Annotated in this window: 17 protein-coding genes; 9 read left to right on the top strand and 8 right to left on the bottom strand. The window is 38.4% G+C overall.

All coding sequences use genetic code 11. The annotated features are described in order from the left end of the window. A partial coding sequence (locus tag QM406_RS04380) for an SIALI-17 repeat-containing surface protein (RefSeq protein ID WP_414273511.1) occupies positions 1-2,147 on the top strand: 2,147 nt, incomplete at its 5' end. A gap of 425 nt (positions 2,148-2,572) precedes the next feature. On the opposite strand, the gene QM406_RS04385 is transcribed toward QM406_RS04380, so the two are convergent. Continuing rightward, entirely contained in the window at positions 2,573-3,418 is an 846-nt protein-coding gene (locus QM406_RS04385; RefSeq protein ID WP_075231529.1) for a MurR/RpiR family transcriptional regulator, read from the bottom strand. A 174-nt stretch (positions 3,419-3,592) separates the two neighbouring features. Between QM406_RS04385 and pbp2b the strand changes: the two genes are divergently transcribed. The 7 genes from pbp2b (at position 3,593) to rpsI (ending at position 10,770) form a co-directional block, all read left to right on the top strand. After that, a complete protein-coding gene (pbp2b, locus tag QM406_RS04390) occupies positions 3,593-5,650 on the top strand; it encodes a penicillin-binding protein PBP2B (protein WP_414273512.1) in 2,058 nt (685 codons plus the stop codon). Positions 5,651-5,660: 10 nt separating this feature from the next. Beyond that, on the top strand, positions 5,661-6,257 hold the full coding sequence (recR, locus tag QM406_RS04395) for a recombination mediator RecR (protein WP_315639846.1): 597 nt from the start codon (positions 5,661-5,663) through the stop codon (positions 6,255-6,257). A 174-nt stretch (positions 6,258-6,431) separates the two neighbouring features. Beyond that, on the top strand, positions 6,432-7,475 hold the full coding sequence (locus tag QM406_RS04400) for a D-alanine--D-alanine ligase (protein WP_414273513.1): 1,044 nt from the start codon (positions 6,432-6,434) through the stop codon (positions 7,473-7,475). A gap of 53 nt (positions 7,476-7,528) precedes the next feature. Then, entirely contained in the window at positions 7,529-8,899 is a 1,371-nt protein-coding gene (locus tag QM406_RS04405) for a UDP-N-acetylmuramoyl-tripeptide--D-alanyl-D-alanine ligase (protein WP_414273514.1), read from the top strand. A 146-nt stretch (positions 8,900-9,045) separates the two neighbouring features. Beyond that, complete coding sequence (locus QM406_RS04410; RefSeq protein ID WP_414273515.1) at positions 9,046-9,753, top strand: TIGR02206 family membrane protein; 708 nt, start codon at positions 9,046-9,048, stop codon at positions 9,751-9,753. 159 nt (positions 9,754-9,912) lie between these two features. After that, positions 9,913-10,359: a 50S ribosomal protein L13 gene (gene rplM, locus QM406_RS04415; protein WP_001044622.1), complete on the top strand. Its 447-nt coding sequence runs from the start codon at positions 9,913-9,915 to the stop codon at positions 10,357-10,359. A gap of 18 nt (positions 10,360-10,377) precedes the next feature. Beyond that, positions 10,378-10,770 carry a 30S ribosomal protein S9 gene (gene rpsI / locus QM406_RS04420; protein ID WP_000075969.1) on the top strand — a complete coding sequence of 131 codons (393 nt, stop codon included), beginning with the start codon at positions 10,378-10,380 and terminating at the stop codon, positions 10,768-10,770. Between the two features lie 106 nt (positions 10,771-10,876). On the opposite strand, the gene xerC is transcribed toward rpsI, so the two are convergent. The 6 genes from xerC to QM406_RS04450 all read right to left on the bottom strand — a co-directional run bounded on the left by xerC (position 10,877) and on the right by QM406_RS04450 (position 16,016). After that, positions 10,877-12,094, bottom strand: coding sequence for a site-specific integrase (gene xerC, locus QM406_RS04425; RefSeq protein WP_414273516.1), 1,218 nt, complete (start codon positions 12,092-12,094; stop codon positions 10,877-10,879). Between the two features lie 66 nt (positions 12,095-12,160). Further along, a complete protein-coding gene (locus QM406_RS04430) occupies positions 12,161-12,424 on the bottom strand; it encodes a helix-turn-helix domain-containing protein (protein ID WP_268726867.1) in 264 nt (87 codons plus the stop codon). Between the two features lie 48 nt (positions 12,425-12,472). Continuing rightward, the gene (locus tag QM406_RS04435; RefSeq protein ID WP_414273517.1) at positions 12,473-13,864 is read right to left on the bottom strand and encodes a Rep family protein; all 1,392 of its coding nucleotides are present in this window, start codon (positions 13,862-13,864) and stop codon (positions 12,473-12,475) included. Positions 13,865-14,250: 386 nt separating this feature from the next. After that, a complete protein-coding gene (locus tag QM406_RS04440) occupies positions 14,251-14,973 on the bottom strand; it encodes a hypothetical protein (RefSeq protein WP_414273518.1) in 723 nt (240 codons plus the stop codon). Position 14,974: 1 nt separating this feature from the next. Next, positions 14,975-15,553: a hypothetical protein gene (locus tag QM406_RS04445; RefSeq protein ID WP_414273519.1), complete on the bottom strand. Its 579-nt coding sequence runs from the start codon at positions 15,551-15,553 to the stop codon at positions 14,975-14,977. A 70-nt stretch (positions 15,554-15,623) separates the two neighbouring features. Next, positions 15,624-16,016, bottom strand: a complete 393-nt coding sequence (locus QM406_RS04450) for a hypothetical protein (RefSeq protein WP_311522572.1) — start codon at positions 16,014-16,016, stop codon at positions 15,624-15,626. A gap of 301 nt (positions 16,017-16,317) precedes the next feature. On the opposite strand from QM406_RS04450, the gene QM406_RS04455 reads away from it, so the two are divergent. After that, complete coding sequence (locus tag QM406_RS04455; RefSeq protein WP_414273520.1) at positions 16,318-17,205, top strand: hypothetical protein; 888 nt, start codon at positions 16,318-16,320, stop codon at positions 17,203-17,205. 110 nt (positions 17,206-17,315) lie between these two features. On the opposite strand, the gene QM406_RS04460 is transcribed toward QM406_RS04455, so the two are convergent. Then, positions 17,316-17,654, bottom strand: coding sequence for a helix-turn-helix domain-containing protein (locus QM406_RS04460; RefSeq protein ID WP_084911783.1), 339 nt, complete (start codon positions 17,652-17,654; stop codon positions 17,316-17,318). Positions 17,655-17,659 lie beyond the last annotated feature (5 nt).

Below are 17,659 nucleotides of genomic sequence, written 5' to 3' on the forward strand. Positions count from 1 at the left end.
ACGATAAGGCTATGGCAAGCTTGGCAGAAGCCATTCAAAACAAGAGCAAGGAACTAGGCAACGATAAAGAAGCTAAGAAGAAACTAGTCGAGTTATCAGAACAAGCCATCGCAGCGATCGAAGCAGCCAAGACACAGGATGCGGTAGACAAAGCCTTACAAGAATCTCTAACTTCCATCAATCAACTTCAAGCAACTCCGAAAGAGGATCCGAAACCAGAGCCACCAGCACAGCCGGAAGATCCTAAGATTGACTACGATAAGGCTATGGCAAGCTTGGCAGAAGCCATTCAAAACAAGAGCAAGGAACTAGGCAACGATAAAGAAGCTAAGAAGAAACTAGTCGAGTTATCAGAACAAGCCATCGCAGCGATCGAAGCAGCTAAGACACAGGATGCAGTAGACAAAGCCTTGCAAGCAGCTCTAACTTCTATCAATCAGCTTCAAGCGACTCCGAAAGAGGAACCAAAACCAGAAGAACCAAGCAAACCAGAAGAGTCTAAAGTTGACCGCCATAAGGCGATTGCAGAATTGGCTGCAGCAGTCGAGAAAAAAGCTTCTGAACTTGTCGATGATGTAGCTGCACAGGAAAAACTGGTTGAACTTGGAGAGCAAGCCCTTACTGCCATCAGAGATGCTAAGACACAGGATGCAGTAGACAAAACCTTGCAAGCAGCTCTAACTTCTATCAATCAGCTTCAAGCAACTCCGAAAGAGGAAGTAAAACATTCAAATCTTCCGACTGAAGGAGATAAGGTCTTAGTTCAAACGCAACCAAGCCTTGAAGTAACGACAGAATCAATCGCCTTTAATACTGTTCGTCGTGAGAATGCCTTCTTAGCCAAAGGCAAGGAACAAGTTGTTTCAGAGGGCAAAGCAGGTCAAGTAACGACTTATATAGAAGTAGATGGAGACACACGTAAGACAGTTAAGGTTGAACGTGAAGAAGCTCAAGATCGTGTCATCGAAGTTGGTACTTTTGAAGGAACATCTGTGCCAGGTGATGGCGTTAAAGAATTGAGCTTTAGTCAGCCAAGCCTTGAAGTTGTTGAAGAAGCTCTCGGATTTAAGACAGTGAAGCAAGATGATTCAACACTTCCAGAAGGTGAAACTCGAGTAGTTCAGGCTGGTCGTAAAGGTAAAGAACGCGTCAGCATAGAAGTAGCATTGGATGGAAGTCGTACTGAAAAACTTCGCGAAGTTGTGGAAGCACCGCGAGATGAGATTGTGCTAGTCGGAACTAAGAAAGTTGAATCAGGTAAAACAGATCCAGCGATCCATGAAGTAGCAGAGTTCACAGGTGGTGTCAATGGAACAGAAGCAGCTAGTCATGAACTTCCAGAATTTACTGGTGGAGTAAATGGCTCTGAAGCAGTTGTTCGTGGAGAAGATCCAGAGTTCACAGGTGGTGTCAATGGAACAGAAGCAGCTAGTCATGAACTTCCAGAATTTACTGGTGGAGTAAATGGCTCTGAAGCAGTTATTCGTGGAGAAGATCCAGAGTTCACAGGTGGAGTAAATGGTTCAGAAGTGGCTAGTCATGAACTTCCAGAGTTTACTGGTGGTGTCAATGGAGCAGAAGCGGCTAGTCATGAACTTTCAGAGTTTACTGGTGGTGTCAATGGAGCAGAAGCGGCTAGTCATGAACTTTCAGAGTTTACTGGTGGTGTCAATGGAGCAGAAGCGGCTAGTCATGAACTTCCAGAGTTTACTGGTAATGTCAATGGAACAGAAGCGGCTAGTCATGAACTTCCAGAGTTTACTGGTAATGTCAATGGAACAGAAGCAGCTAGTCATGAACTTCCAGAATTTACTGGTAATGTCAATGGAGCAGAAGCAGCTATCCATGATGTTCCAGAGTTTACTGGTAATGTCAATGGAACAGAAGCAGCTATCCATGATGTTCCAGAGTTCACAGGTGGTGTCAATGGAGCAGAGGCAACTGTCCATGAGCTCCCAGAATACAAGGATGAGCAGTCACATGTAGCTCAGGCTATGTCACAAGAAAAGACTTATCAAGCACCTGCAAATCGTCAAGACATTCTCCCTGAAACAGGAGCAAAAGAAACTGCTACCCTTGCAAGCTTGGGAGCTGTAGGAGCACTTCTTGGCTTAGCAGCAATGGGAAAGAAAAAAGAAGACGAATAGAATCTGTCAAACTCAAGAAACACTTTTGAGAAAGTATAGATTTCGTGGGAAGTTATTGCAGAATAGTAGCATTGTTTAAAGAAACTGCTGTAATAACTGTCCAAACTTTAGAGATTGAAACCAATAACTAATCTCAATTATAAAAAGCGAGCAAAACGAGTTTTCTGAGAGTCAGAATTCCGTCTTGTTCGCTTTTTTATATCAAGAATTAGGTGTAGAATTTTATGTTCATAAGTCATTAGTTATAGGATTTGAGCAAACTAATACTCAATGAAAATCAAAGAACAAACTAGGCAGCTAGCTGCAGGTTGCTCAAAGCACAGCTTTGAGGTTGCAGATAAAGCTGACGTGGTTTGAAAGTATAAAAACCAGCGACTTTAATCGCTGGTTACTCATATGATTATTCGCTTGAAAGGGATGAAGGCTTATCTAGATCTTCTATTTCTACGATAGCCATTTAGTTTTTTATTTTCCCAATAACTGTTAAAGATTTTTTCTTTACTCTCACGGTCAATTTCTAGGAAATAAGCATAGAGTAGATCAATTAAGATCAACATAGGAAGTTGGGCAGAAATGCGTTGGATATAGGAAGCCTGACTCTGGCTTGCTACCAGTACAGTTTCTGTAAATTCCTGAGTTTCCTTGCTAGGCGTACTAGTAAAAAGAACAGTTTTAGCCCCCATATCTTGAGCGTCTAGTAGACTGTCAATGATGGATGGAGTTGTTCCTGAAAGGGAAAAGCCAAAGACCAAACATTTTTCATCGATGATACTGGTTGTCCAGGCGAAACCATCTGGATCTGTCAAAGCCTCACAAACGACTCCAAGTCTCATGAAACGCAATTTCATCTCACGTGCAACGAGGCCAGAACTTCCAGTCCCAAAAAAATAGACGCGTTCTGATTGATCAATCATTTGGGCAATGCGCTCCAGTTGGTCATCATCAATCAATTCTTGAGACATTTCACGGATATTTGTATAACTTCTCAAGACTCGTTGAGTCAAGGGGTTCATATCCTGCTGAGGGACTGAAAGGTTGTCAATTTGTTGTAGGTATTTGAAAATGAACTCTCGATAACCCGTAAAGCCACATTTTTTGGCAAAACGAGTGAGAGCCGCCTGAGAAATATGAAGTTTTTGAGTGACCTGCTGAGAAGACAAGTCATCGTGAATGGTATCTGCCTGCAAAAAATAGCGGGCAATCTCTTGCTCTAAATCGGTCATTTCTTCAAAGTGAAGATCAATAATCGTAGAGATATCTTGCTTGTTCATGGGCCTCCCTTGTAGTTATTGGTTAAAATTTTTATCAATGAAATCTATAAAATAGCGCTTACTTTAATTATACCACAGTTGCTTTGTTTTTTGGATAAAAAGGAAAAGTCTTTTCTTTTTCCATAATTTTCTCTTTAAATTATGGTACAATGAAGAGTAAGATTTTGATTAGAAATGAGACTACTTTGTATGAGAAAATTTAATAGCCATTCGATACCGACTCGGCTTAATTTATTGTTTGCAATCGTTATTTTGCTCTTCATGACCATCATTGGTCGCTTACTCTATATGCAATTCGTAAATAAGGATTTCTATGAAGCCAAGTTAGCGTCTGCTAGCCAAACTAGGGTAACAACGGGTTCTGCTCGTGGAGAAATCTATGACGCGGCTGGAAAACCCTTGGTAGAAAATACCGTCAAACAAGTCGTGGCTTTCACACGAAGTAATAAGATGACGGCTACAGATTTAAAGGATATTTCTACTAAACTTTTAACGTATGTAACAGTTTCCTCTCCAAATTTGACAGAACGTCAGATGGCTGATTATTATCTAGCGGACCCAGCTGTCTATAAAAAAACGGTAGAGGCTCTTCCAAAAGATAAGCGTTTTGACTCAGATGGTAATCAACTTTCTGAATCGGATCTTTATAACAATGCTGTTGAGAGTGTTACCTCTAGCCAAACTAATTATACAGAGGATGAAAAGAAGGTAATTTATCTCTTTAGTCAGCTCAATGCAGTTGGAAATTTTGCAACAGGCAATATCCAAACGGATCCCTTAAGCGATACTCAGGTCGCTCAAATTGCTTCTGCCTCTAAAGAGTTACCTGGGATTAGCATCTCGACTTCGTGGGATCGCAAGGTTCTTGAAACCTCTCTGGCCTCTATCGTAGGAAGTGTTTCAAGTGAAGAATCAGGCCTTCCAGCTGAGGAAGTAGGTGCCTATCTTAAAAAAGGTTATTCCCTCAATGACCGTGTTGGAACCTCTTACCTTGAGAAACAATATGAGGAAGTCCTACAAGGGAAACGTACTGTTAAAGAAATCCATCTCGACAAACATGGTGATATGGAGAGCGTAGAAAACATTGAGGAAGGTAGCAAGGGTAAAAACATTAAACTGACCATTGATTTGGCCTTCCAAGATAGTGTGGATAGCCTCTTGAAAAGCTATTTTAATTCTGAGCTTGCTAATGGAGGTGCCCAATATTCGGAAGGTGTCTATGCGGTTGCCCTCAATCCTAAGACAGGAGCTGTTCTAGCCATGTCAGGGATCAAGCACAATCTAGAATCTGGTGAATTGACTCCAGATTCACTCGGAACTGTCACCAATGTCTTTGTTCCAGGATCTGTTGTTAAGGCGGCAACCATCAGTTCAGGTTGGGAAAATGGAGTCTTATCAGGCAATCAAACGCTAACAGATCAACCAATCGTCTTTCAAGGTTCTGCACCAATTAATTCTTGGTATACCCTTTCTTACGGTTCCTTCCCGATTACAGCTGTTGAGGCTTTGGAATATTCATCAAATACCTACATGGTCCAGACAGCTCTTGGAATCATGGGGCAAACCTATCAGCCTAATATGACAGTAGGAACCAGCAATCTTGAGTCTGCTATGGCGAAATTACGTTCAACCTTTGGTGAATATGGCCTGGGAGCTTCTACAGGAATTGATCTACCCGAAGAGTCAACAGGATTTATCCCTAAAGATTATGATTTGGCGAATTATCTAAATAACGCCTTTGGACAGTTCGATAACTATACCCCGATGCAGCTAGCTCAGTATGTAGCAACTATTGCCAATAATGGTGTTCGCTTGGCTCCTCGTATAGTAGAGGGAGTCTATGATAATAATGAGCAAGGCGGTTTAGGAAGTTTGATTCAGCAAACAGCTAGTACCGAAATGAATAAAATCAATATTTCCGAATCTGACATGTCCATCCTACAACAAGGTTTTTACCAAGTATCACACGGAACCAGTGCCCTTACTACAGGCCGTGCCTTTTCAAATGGGGCAACAGTCTCTATCAGTGGTAAGACGGGTACAGCCGAAAGTTATGTCAATGGTGGTCAGAAGGCTAATAATACCAACGCAGTAGCCTATGCCCCAACCGATAATCCTCAGATTGCAGTTGCAGTTGTCTTCCCTCACAATACCAACCTAACCAACGGTGTCGGACCTTCGATTGCGCGCGATATTATCAATCTTTACAACCAACACCATCCAATGAACTAGAAAGGAAGCCATGCTTTACCCAACACCTATTGCTAAGTTGATTGACAGCTATTCTAAACTTCCAGGTATCGGGATTAAGACAGCGACCCGACTGGCCTTTTATACCATTGGGATGTCTGATGACGATGTCAATGAATTTGCTAAAAATCTTCTAGCAGCTAAACGAGAATTGACCTATTGCTCTGTTTGTGGACGTCTGACGGATGATGATCCTTGTTCCATCTGTACTGATCCTAGCCGTGACCAATCAACTATCCTAGTATTAGAGGATAGTCGAGACGTGGCGGCTATGGAAAATATCCAAGAATATCACGGACTTTACCATGTCTTGCACGGCCTCATTTCACCAATGAATGGGATTAGCCCTGACGATATCAATCTTAAAAGTCTCATGACACGTCTCATGGATAGCGAGGTTTCAGAGGTCATTGTAGCCACCAATGCAACTGCTGATGGTGAGGCGACTTCTATGTATATCTCTCGACTTCTTAAACCTGCAGGGATCAAGGTTACTCGTCTAGCACGAGGTCTAGCAGTGGGAGCTGATATCGAGTATGCGGATGAAGTAACACTCTTAAGAGCCATCGAAAATCGTACCGAACTCTAGTCTATGAGGTTCAATCGCTAAATAATTAGCTAGCAGGTATAAAATTTTAAGAACACAGAGACTGGACCATTTTTCTTCCAGTCTCTTTTCTTGTTTTATGCTATTCAAGTTTAAAAAAATAGACAAATGTGATATACTAAAAGGCGAGTATTCTAGTAGAAATAGGACAATCATATGAAACAAACAATTATTCTATTATATGGTGGACGCAGTGCAGAGCGTGAAGTGTCTGTCTTGTCAGCTGAGAGTGTCATGCGTGCGGTTAACTATGATCGTTTCACAGTAAAAACCTTCTTTATCAGCCAGTCTGGAGACTTTATCAAAACCCAAGAATTTACCCAAACTCCTGGGCAGGAAGACCGTCTCATGACCAATGAAACAATCGATTGGGACAAGAAAATTGCTCCAAGTGCTATCTACGAAGAAGGAGCAGTAGTCTTTCCAGTCCTTCATGGACCGATGGGAGAGGACGGCTCTGTCCAAGGTTTTCTAGAAGTCTTGAAAATGCCTTATGTTGGTTGCAACATCTTGTCTTCGAGTCTTGCTATGGATAAGATTACTACCAAGCGTGTCTTGGAGTCTGCTGGGATTGACCAAGTTCCTTACGTAGCTATCGTTGAAGGGGATAATTTGGCTTCTAAGATTGCAGAAGTAGAAGAAAAATTAAGTTACCCAGTCTTTACCAAACCATCCAATATGGGCTCTAGTGTTGGTATTTCTAAGTCTGAAAATAAAGAGGAACTTCGCCAAGCTTTAGAGCTTGCCTTCAAGTACGATAGCCGTGTCTTGGTAGAACAGGGAGTCAATGCGCGTGAAATCGAAGTTGGACTTTTAGGAAACTATGATGTCAAGAGCACTCTACCTGGTGAAGTTATCAAGGACGTAGCCTTCTATGACTACGATGCCAAATATATCGACAATAAGATTACTATGGATATTCCAGCCAAGATTAGCGATGATGTGGTAGCAGTCATGCGAAAAAATGCAGAAGTAGCCTTCCGTGCTATTGGTGGACTTGGCTTATCACGTTGCGACTTCTTCTATACAGATAAGGGAGAAGTTTTCCTAAATGAGCTTAACACTATGCCAGGATTTACCCAATGGTCTATGTATCCATTGCTTTGGGACAATATGGGAATTTCTTATCCAGAATTAATTGAACGTTTAGTTGATCTTGCTAAAGAGAGTTTTGACAAGCGTGAAGCGCACCTATTGTAAAGACAGACATAAGGGCGGGGAAGGACTCCTTGCCCCTTTTTAAAGGAGTAAACATGAAACTTACGATTCACGAAGTTGCGCGTCTTGTTGGTGCTAAAAATGACGTATCAGTCTATCCGGATAGTCCGCTAGTTAAGGCAGAATTTGATAGCCGTTTGATTGGACCTGGAGATTTATTTGTGCCACTCAAGGGGGCGCGTGATGGTCATGACTTTATCGAGACGGCTTTTGAAAACGGCGCTACTCTAACCTTATCAGAAAAGGAAGTAGCAAACCATCCTTATGTTTTGGTAGAAGATGTCTTGACTGCCTTTCAAACTCTTGCAGCCTATTACCTTCAAAAGACGGGAGTAGATGTCTTTGCTGTTACAGGTTCGAATGGGAAGACTACTACCAAGGATATGTTGGCTCATTTGCTTTCTACAAGCTACAAAACCTACAAAACGCAAGGGAACTACAATAACGAGATTGGCCTCCCTTACACTGTTCTTCATATGCTAGATGATACTGAAAAGCTGGTCTTGGAAATGGGACAGGATCACCTAGGAGACATCCATCTCCTATCTGAACTAGCTCATCCAAAGACAGCTATCGTGACCTTGATTGGAGAAGCTCATCTGGCTTTCTTTAAGGACCGTTCTGAAATTGCCAAAGGGAAATTACAAATCGCTGATGGGATGGAAAAGGGTTCCTTACTTTTGGCGCCAGCTGATCCTATTGTAGAGGATTATCTACCTGCTGATCAAAAAGTAGTTCGCTTTGGCCCAGGTGCAGAACTAGAAATTACAGAATTAACTGAGCGTAAGGATAGCTTAACCTTCAAGGCTAATTTCTTGGAGCAGGCTCTTGACTTGCCAGTAACAGGTAAGTACAATGCGACTAATGCTATGATAGCTTCTTACGTTGCCCTGCAAGAAGGAGTGACGGAGGAGCAGATTGATCAAGCCTTCCAGGATCTAGAATTGACCCGCAATCGTACCGAGTGGAAAAAAGCTGCCAATGGAGCAGATATCTTATCAGATGTCTACAATGCCAATCCAACTGCTATGAAGTTGATTTTAGAAACTTTCTCTGCTATTCCAGCTAATGAAGGTGGTAAGAAACTCGCAGTTCTGGCGGATATGAAAGAACTTGGTGATCAGTCTGTTCAACTCCACAATCAGATGATTTTGAGCATTACACCCGATATCCTTGATACCGTTATTTTCTACGGCGAAGACATTGCTGATTTGGCTCAACTAGCCAGTCAAATGTTCCCAATCGGCCATGTTTATTATTTCAAGAAAACAGCTGATGAAGACCAGTTTGAAGCTATGGTCAAGCAGGTCAAGGAAAGTCTTGGAGCACATGACCAAATCTTGCTTAAAGGTTCCAACTCTATGAATCTAGCCAAGTTAGTAGAAAATTTGCAAGAAGAAGACTAATGTTCTTCGATAAGAAAAATTTTTCAAGAGTAAATTTGTCTTGAAGGATTAGCTTCTTTGGAACACAAAAATATTAGAAATAAATATAAGCTAGGCTCTATAAAAATCAGTAAGAGATTGGCTTATATGAAAATGAGGAAAGTTACATGAATTTTTGGGAAGCTTTATTTAGTACGCAGCCGACGGAGCCACCCCAGTTTGACCTTCTTTGGTATGGAAGTCTATTTACCTTATTAGCATTGACTGTATTTCTTGCCTACCGTTATGGTGAGAAAAAAGTCTGTCAACGATTTTTCCAGATTTTACAGGCGGTACAGCTAATCCTGCTCTACGGATGGTACTTGGTTAATCAGATGCCTTTAACAGAAAGTCTTCCCTTTTATCATTGCCGTTTGGCTATGTTTGTAGTGCTTTTGATCCCGGGTGTCTCTAGAGTCAAACAGTATTTTGCTGTATTGGGAACCTTTGGAACTTTGGCAGCTTTTATTTATCCAGTGCCAGATCCCTATCCCTTCCCCCACATTGCCATCCTGTCCTTTATTTTCGGACACTTAGCTCTCCTTGGAAATTCCTTGATTTATCTCCTGAAGGACTACGATGCTAGTTTACTGGATTTCAAACGAATCCTAATGATCACGTCTTCGCTCAATGCCTTGATTTTCGTGGTTAATTTAGTAACAGGTGGAGATTATGGATTTTTGACAAGACCACCATTGGTTGGAGACCACGGTCGTTTGATCAATTATCTAGTGGTAACGCTATTCTTGACTTGCGCTATTTACTTAGTCTCTAAAATTTTTCAGACAATCCTTCAGGAGCAGGCAGAAAAAAGGTTGAGAATCTGGCAGAAATAAAAAAATATTTTCCCAATCTCTTGACTTTTATCTGAGAATTTTGATACAATAGTAGACGGTATTGTTTACCCCATTTGTAAGGCCCCGGAACCTTTCAAATAACTTGCGGACCGGAACATCCGCCCTGTAAACAAAAACGATATTCATATAGGAGAAATCATGAACAAAACTACATTCATGGCTAAACCAGGCCAAGTAGAACGCAAATGGTACGTTGTTGACGCAACTGATGTACCTCTTGGACGCCTTTCAGCAGTTGTTGCTAGCGTACTTCGCGGAAAAAACAAACCAACATTCACACCACACACTGATACAGGTGACTTCGTAATCGTTATCAATGCTGAAAAAGTTAAATTGACTGGTAAAAAAGCATCTGATAAGATCTACTACACTCACTCAAACCACCCAGGTGGATTGAAATCAATCTCTGCTGGTGAACTTCGTTCTAAAAATGCAGTACGTTTGATCGAGAAATCAGTTAAAGGTATGCTTCCACACAATACTCTTGGCCGCGCTCAAGGTATGAAATTGAAAGTATTCGTTGGAGCTGAGCACACTCACGCTGCACAACAACCAGAAGTTCTTGATATTTCAGGACTTATCTAAGGAAAGGAACAATAAAGTATGTCACAAGCACAATATGCAGGTACTGGACGTCGTAAAAACGCTGTTGCACGCGTTCGCCTTGTTCCAGGAACTGGTAAAATCACTGTTAACAAAAAAGATGTTGAAGAGTACATCCCACACGCTGACCTTCGTCTTGTCATCAACCAACCATTCGCAGTTACTTCAACTGTAGGTTCATACGACGTTTTCGTTAACGTTGTAGGTGGTGGGTATGCTGGTCAAGCTGGAGCTATCCGTCACGGTATCGCTCGTGCCCTTCTTCAAGTAGACCCAGACTTCCGCGATTCATTGAAACGCGCAGGACTTCTTACACGTGACTCACGTAAAGTTGAACGTAAGAAACCAGGTCTTAAGAAAGCTCGTAAAGCATCACAATTCTCAAAACGTTAATCAATACGATTATATCAACGTTTCAAAGCACTCAAAAGTTTACCTTATGGGTGCTTTTTTCGTGTTTTTTGAAAAAGTTCACCTCAAAGTTTACCTTATTTTCACCTTATTGTTTTAGAGACTTTAAGGCAAATTCACCGACTGCCATAGGGACTACATTAGAAGTATTGACATAAATTTGTGTTGTTCCTGTGTCACTGTGTGTTAGAGCTTCAGAAATAGCTTCTAAGCTCATTCCTGCTTGTTTGGCAAGTGTCGCTCCTGTATGTCGCAGTTTATGAGGTGTAGCATGTGCCAGCTCTTTATGTCGCTTTCTAATGCTTTTCATTTTATTGTTTAGATAGTCAGAATGTAAAGGCTTGTTGATGTTTCCTCTTGTGTCGATATATGTAAAAACAAATTGTTCTGGGTTACTGATGATACCAAACTTTGCTAGTTCATATTTTTGTTTCTCTTTCCAAGAAGTAAGAAGCTGAAGTAAGTCATTAGAAATAGAGAAAATAGTTTTCTTATTTCCCTTAGTAGATTTTACTTGTCCATATCTATCTAAAGCTTGAATTAGCTGAATCTGTGATTTTGAAAAATCGATATGTTTCCATTGAAGAGCATAGGTTTCAGATTTTCTATCGCCTAAGAAAAAAGTAAGATAAAATAGGACATAATCTTTAAGGGTTATTTTATCATTCTTTAAATCCTCTTGAAATGCTGAGAACCATTCTTGGAGTTGTTCATGACTTAGATATAAATCTTCCTCTCTCTTTGACTCTGCAAGTTGAATCTTTTTAGTGGCTTTTATTCTTCTTAATATTTTTGCAACTTTATTAGCTTCTATATATTCAAGTTCTTCTGCCCAATCAAAAATGGAAATCACATAGCTACGTAAAGATTTGAAGTTCGCATATTCATTAGCCTTAGATGTCATTAGATTTAGGATAACTTGCTTATTTTGGTTTAGAAACTGTATCGTATAGTTTCCAAGAAGTGGTAGTATATGTTTTTCAAAACAGGTTTTGGTATTTGCAACTGTCGATCTGCTTGGTGGCTTAGAAGTAGATGTAGTTTGTCCTGCCTTATAAGAATCCCACCAGATATTGTTATAGAAGTCTGAGAAAAGAATATCTCCTTTTGCAAGTCCTGTAAATTCATTATCTTCTATTTGATTTAACTTGGTAAGCAAGTCTATCTCAGCTTGTCTTGCCTCCTTTCTTGTTTTGAATCTCTTATCGTAATAATTGCTATTAACAATACCAAGTGGCATTCGTGCTTCAATTGGGATATAGACTTTTAAGCGATAAGTTCCGTTTTTTGTCTTACTGATAGTCATGATATTCTCCTTGTATATCGAACCAGAAAATATCATGACTATTATAAAACAAAAATATAGATATTTCTAGTTTTGTGAGTAGAGCCATGAGTTAATGGCTTCTTTATTAAATCGTATAGTCTTGCCTATTTTTATTGCAGGCAGTCCTCGTTGAATCCAACTATCTAGAGTATTGTTTGAGATACCCAAGTAGTGGCAAGCCTGTTGTTTGTTTAAAAACGGACTTTCAAGGTTACTATTGTTCAATCTATTTTCAATTTCTTTCTTGATAAGTTCAGCAAGTAGGAGCTGAATTTGTTGAACTTGTTCGTCTGGTAGAATTACTTGCATCTGTTCCTCCAATGTATGGTATAATAGAGGTATCAAGAGATACTCTACTTATTTTTCTTGATTATCTGCAACCTCGTCCTCGCTCGCCAAAGTTTCGGATGGGGTTTTTATTTTGTCATATGCCCATATGTCCCATTGATTGTTGAGGCCAACTTTTGAAACTAACATGGATAGAAGCTCTTCTTTGCTTTTCATTTCGTTCCCAGGTGTGAAATCATAAGACAAGTAAACATCATATCCGATCTCTGGTATTCTTCTTTTATAGTTCATAGTTCTTACAGGATGAGATTCGTAAAAAATAGGCTTCTCACTCGTACCCTTTAACGTTGCTAGATGTTCAATTCTCCTAACGTATTGAGATAAATCTTCATAAGCATTTCCTTTGGTATAGTAGAAGAAAGCTAAAGGATGTTTAGAACTTGTGATAATAATGACCTTAGCAGCACCTATTTTATTTTGATAACGTGCAGATACTGGGCTAATATTATATGGATCCAGAACTTTTAACCAGTCCGAAGCAGTTAAGCTATCTCCTCGAACATCATCAAGTAGTAGGATTTCTTCTCCGTTTACTTCATCAAACATGTTAGTGCCTGCGGTCGTGATTGATTGCCATTTTTTGTTGTTTAGTTTTGCCAACTGAATGATATCTTTAGCTAATTCTTTTGCGAACCTTGACTTTCCAAGTCCAGAATTACCATAGATGAATAAGATAGTCTTTTTGAACTCTCCGTTTTCCAGTTCATCTTTTGTTCTGGCACCTTTAATTTCTCCAACAGTTTTAATAGCATCGTTTATTCTAGTTTTATGTACTGTATATGGCGTGTGATATTTCTTGTCTAGAAGTATGTCATTTTTAGTGATATTCTCGTTCAAAATATTATCGATTAGGAAATCAATGTCTTCAAAACTTTTCTGTACCTCTTTTTTAGCTTTTCCTTTAAGCCAGCTCTCTTGCCTTTCGTGATATACTTCCAAATATTTTTTTCCTACTAAGGTGAATACTTCGTCAGGAGTGTATTGATATTTGTCTTTATCTTTTGCATGAATTAAATAAGCTAACAAGTTATCGTAGCCATATCTACCGGATTTAGCTTTTTCAAGATACTGAGGTTCTAATCCGATTTTTACTGCTAATTCGGTAAGTGTAGCACCTTTCTCAAACTTGAGTAAAGCATGAATGTGTGGTTCGGTAAGCTTAGTAGTTGTTTCTTGAAGTTCTTTGTCGAATACTACAGATGTGTCTTTATCATGCTTAATTGCATATGCATCAGAAACTGTTGCGACTTCACTAACTCTTCTGACTATCTCCTCAAGAATTTTTTCAATGTTTGTGGACTTAATGAGTTCTTCATCCCAACCGTTTTTCCAATATTTCGGATCAAAGTATTGTGTAATTGATATAGAAGTTAAAAGTGCTTCTTTTCTCTTTGTTGCCATGTATAATTAACCTTTCGTTATTAACTATTCTTTAATTATTCTTTTAATTATTCTAGTGTTAGACCGTTGACAAGCCCAGTCTAACACATGCGTAGAATAATTTAAAATTAAATTGTAGTAACTCTTGGGGCGTTGCCCCAAACCCCAGCCTCTCCTGCCCGATGATAAATCATCGATCCGAGAACGCTTGCCAGCTAACAAGGGACGGGTAGTATTTTTCTTCGCTTCACTCCTCGCCTTCGGCATCGTTACGCTTGAAAAATCTCCACCCTCTAGCCCTTGCAAGCAGTCATTTTTCTGCCGGAAATGTCGTGCCGACACTAAACCGATGATGAAACTTCAAAATAAGCTTACTGTCGTACCTAACAAGTGTAGCAGAAAAAGCGCTAGCTATATCTTGAAAATAGCTCTTGTATCCGCTGATTTAACCGTTCTTCGTCTCTTACTTGAATAGTGCGAAACATCTTGATAGATTCTCCCTCTAACTGAAAATATCCATATCCTCTAGGTTTTACGATGACTTCGGATTTTTCCATGTCTGGGAATAGTAGTTGTCTGTTGTTTGTAGACATGAGAAAACTAGTAGACAATGAAATTATACAGTTGAAGTTATACCGACCTGGCAAATCAGACATCAAGAAACGTTGGCTGGACAAAATAATTCGTAAACCTAGACTTCTACCCATGCTATTCATCATCAACATTTTCGATAAAACATCTTTATGTTTCTTTTTATCTGTTTGTTCTAGATAAGCAAGGAAAGCCTGCCACTCATCGAAAATCAAGTAAAGATTATGAGAGTTTTCTTCTTGTTTATTAAGTCTAGCTTCAAAACGTTGGCAGACTGTTTCGAAAAGTTCTAGACAGTAAAAACCTCTTGCGACATGGTCGCCAATCATTGGAAACATTTCTTCATCTGCTTTAAAATCAAAAAAGTAAGCTTCAGCATCTGTATCATAAAATGAAATGAGTCCTAAAAGTCTTCTCAAAAAAGTAGATTTTCCCGAACCAGACGGGCCTGCAATAATCCATGCGAAAAATCGGTTTATGTCAACAGATGCAGAGATTGGATGACCTCTGCTGTTGACGTCAAAAACGTTTTTGATCATATTAAAAGTCCTCCTCGTAGCTGACTTTCGTCTGTCTTGTCATTCGATTGTATGTAGCTTCTTGAATCGTTTTGACATCGAATTTAGCAACCCAGCCAGAACCTGCGGTCAGTTCAACAGTTAGTACATCTAATGCAAACTCATTAGTGTATAGAGTAATAACACCTACAAAGTAGTTTTCTAATGATAATTGTTCATCATCATTTAAGTTGTTTGCTAGATAAACCCAAATATCTACACCACCAGTAGTGGCAGGGTTTACAGTTTTTAACTGTAAATCCTGATATAAGTTTTGATTGAGATGATTAACAACGTTTTGTAAGACAGTAGACTTTCGAGCTTGTAATTGCTTTTCAATTGTCTTGTTTAATTGCCAAAAAATTAACTCCTGAATCAAATTTTTTAAAATACCAACTTGATTTCCCGATAATAAGAGACATTGTTCCCATATAGATCCGTTGTTATCAACAACCTCATTTGATAGTAGAAGAAACTGTCTTTTTAGATAAATGTACGTAACATTCAAACCTTGCCAGATAAGCAACGTAAGAATAAGATAGAAGAATAATTTAAATAACATATGTTTACCTCATACATAGTGAGTAGTTATCATCTAAATGATGTAGATGATAACTCACTATGCTTATCACTTATTTCAATGAAATGTCACCAAGCTCAGTAACTAGAGCCAGGCCGACTGGTTGTTTGAGTTTATCAAGTACAAATGACAAGTCATACTTGTTGACTACGATGTCAACGTTGATTAAACTATCTAAATTCTCGTTTTGATAGTTTTTCAACTTGACTTTGAAAGTTGGACAGTAAGCTTCTTGAGCAATACTAGCGAACTGATCGTAGAGTTTTTTATCTACGCATGTTAGAGATGCCCAAGGTCGTTGATTTTCTTGACCTTCGTTTATGATGCCATTGTTTGTATCAACGACTTTAATAGCTGATGGAATATCAACAGAAGTTGATAAAGCATCTAAGAATGCTCTTGCGCTATCGTAGTTTCCTAATGTTGATTTAGTTGTTTTTGCCATAGTTTATCCTTTCTGACAAAAAGTGCGTGGTCAGACTTTCTAGAACGCTGACGAGTTTAAAACATGTTTTGTTTACATTTTTTATGATACAGCATTTTTGAGACTAACTCAAGCAAATTTTTACGATTTCCATCAAATACAGGTATCATAATTTAGTTTATTTTTTGAGCCTGGTAAATCCTTTGTTTTAATGTTTTAATGGGTTTTATTTATTTTTTTGAGCCTATTTAATTGTTGTTTGTTGTAATTTATTATTAGATGTGTTATATTATTTTTGAGCCTATTTAGAAGGAGTGATATCATGTTATCTTTTAATGATTTAAACAAAGAAGCTCAAATAGATTTCATTTTAAAATATTATCCACTGATTTTTAAAAGTCAACAACAGAAGAATAAACTTTCTGCAACTAAATTTTTAAATGAGTATCTTATGATAAAGAACGATGAAAGAACTGAACTGAACGGGAAAAGACTTGTATCTTTAGCTTCATATAAACGGTATTTATCTCAAATTAAAACTATCTATCGAGATGATTTATCATATATTGGACTTGTTTCTGCATACTCAAAATTAAAAATCCCTAAGCTTCATCAAACAAAATATGGCAAAAATTTAGCTGATGTTATATTAAAACGCTTTGATAGTGATGTATTTGAAAAAGTATTTAGAATAATTCAGTTAAGTGAACAAAATGATGCTTCAATTGAAGATTATTTAAAGAAATTCTTTGAGAATAAGGAAGACAATGTTAGAAAAATTGCTCTGTTACTAGATAAATTAGGTTTGTTTGATACTGTATTAAACACACTTGAACGACTTTTTAAAGATAATTCAAAAGTTATCACAAATTTTTCAGAATTAATTGATGAAGTACATAAAGCCAAAGGTCATGTCAACTCAAATTATTTAAATAGCGAGGAGCTACAAATAAATGCGGAAGCTTTTATAGAACAATTTAAGGAAGAGGTCAATAAACAATCTTTGATGAATGAGAAAAGCCAAAAAGAGATTGATGATTTACTTGAACCATGTTTTATTTCTGAGACCATCATTGAACGAGATGATTATATTTTTAATAGAAAAAGTGGTAGTATCAAACTTGATACTTCTCAAAAGAATCGTAGTGAAAAACAATTAGATAAGTATAAATCAAAAAAATACTATTTAGCTAGTTCAGACTCAAATTGAACTTTATCCATTAATTCAAGTAGCTATTAGTGAGTAACTAAAAAAGAGAAATTTATTAAAATAAGCAAGACTGTAAAATAAAACCCAACCAAAATTTATTTTGGCTGGGTTTATTTGATATTCTTTACAATCTCATTAAATGAAGATATAATTTTTCCTTGCTTATCTTTGGGTAATTTTGTTAAGTTTTCAAAAAGTATTTCTGGAGAATCTTCTCGATCTGATTCAAATGATGGTAGGTTGAAGAACTCCTCGACCGTTAGATTTAGGGCTTTGATTACGGATTCAAGAGTTTTTATCTTAAAATCATACTTCATGTTTTCTATATTTTGAATCGCTTTGACACCTAGCCCAGCGATTTCAGATAATTTTTCTTGACTTAATCCCTGTGCTTTTCTGCACTCACGTATGCGAAATGCGATATGCTTTTGTAATTTATTGTATTCCATGTTAT

Origin of the sequence: Streptococcus infantis (assembly GCF_047465035.1) — a bacterium.
Lineage (GTDB): Bacteria > Bacillota > Bacilli > Lactobacillales > Streptococcaceae > Streptococcus > Streptococcus infantis_T.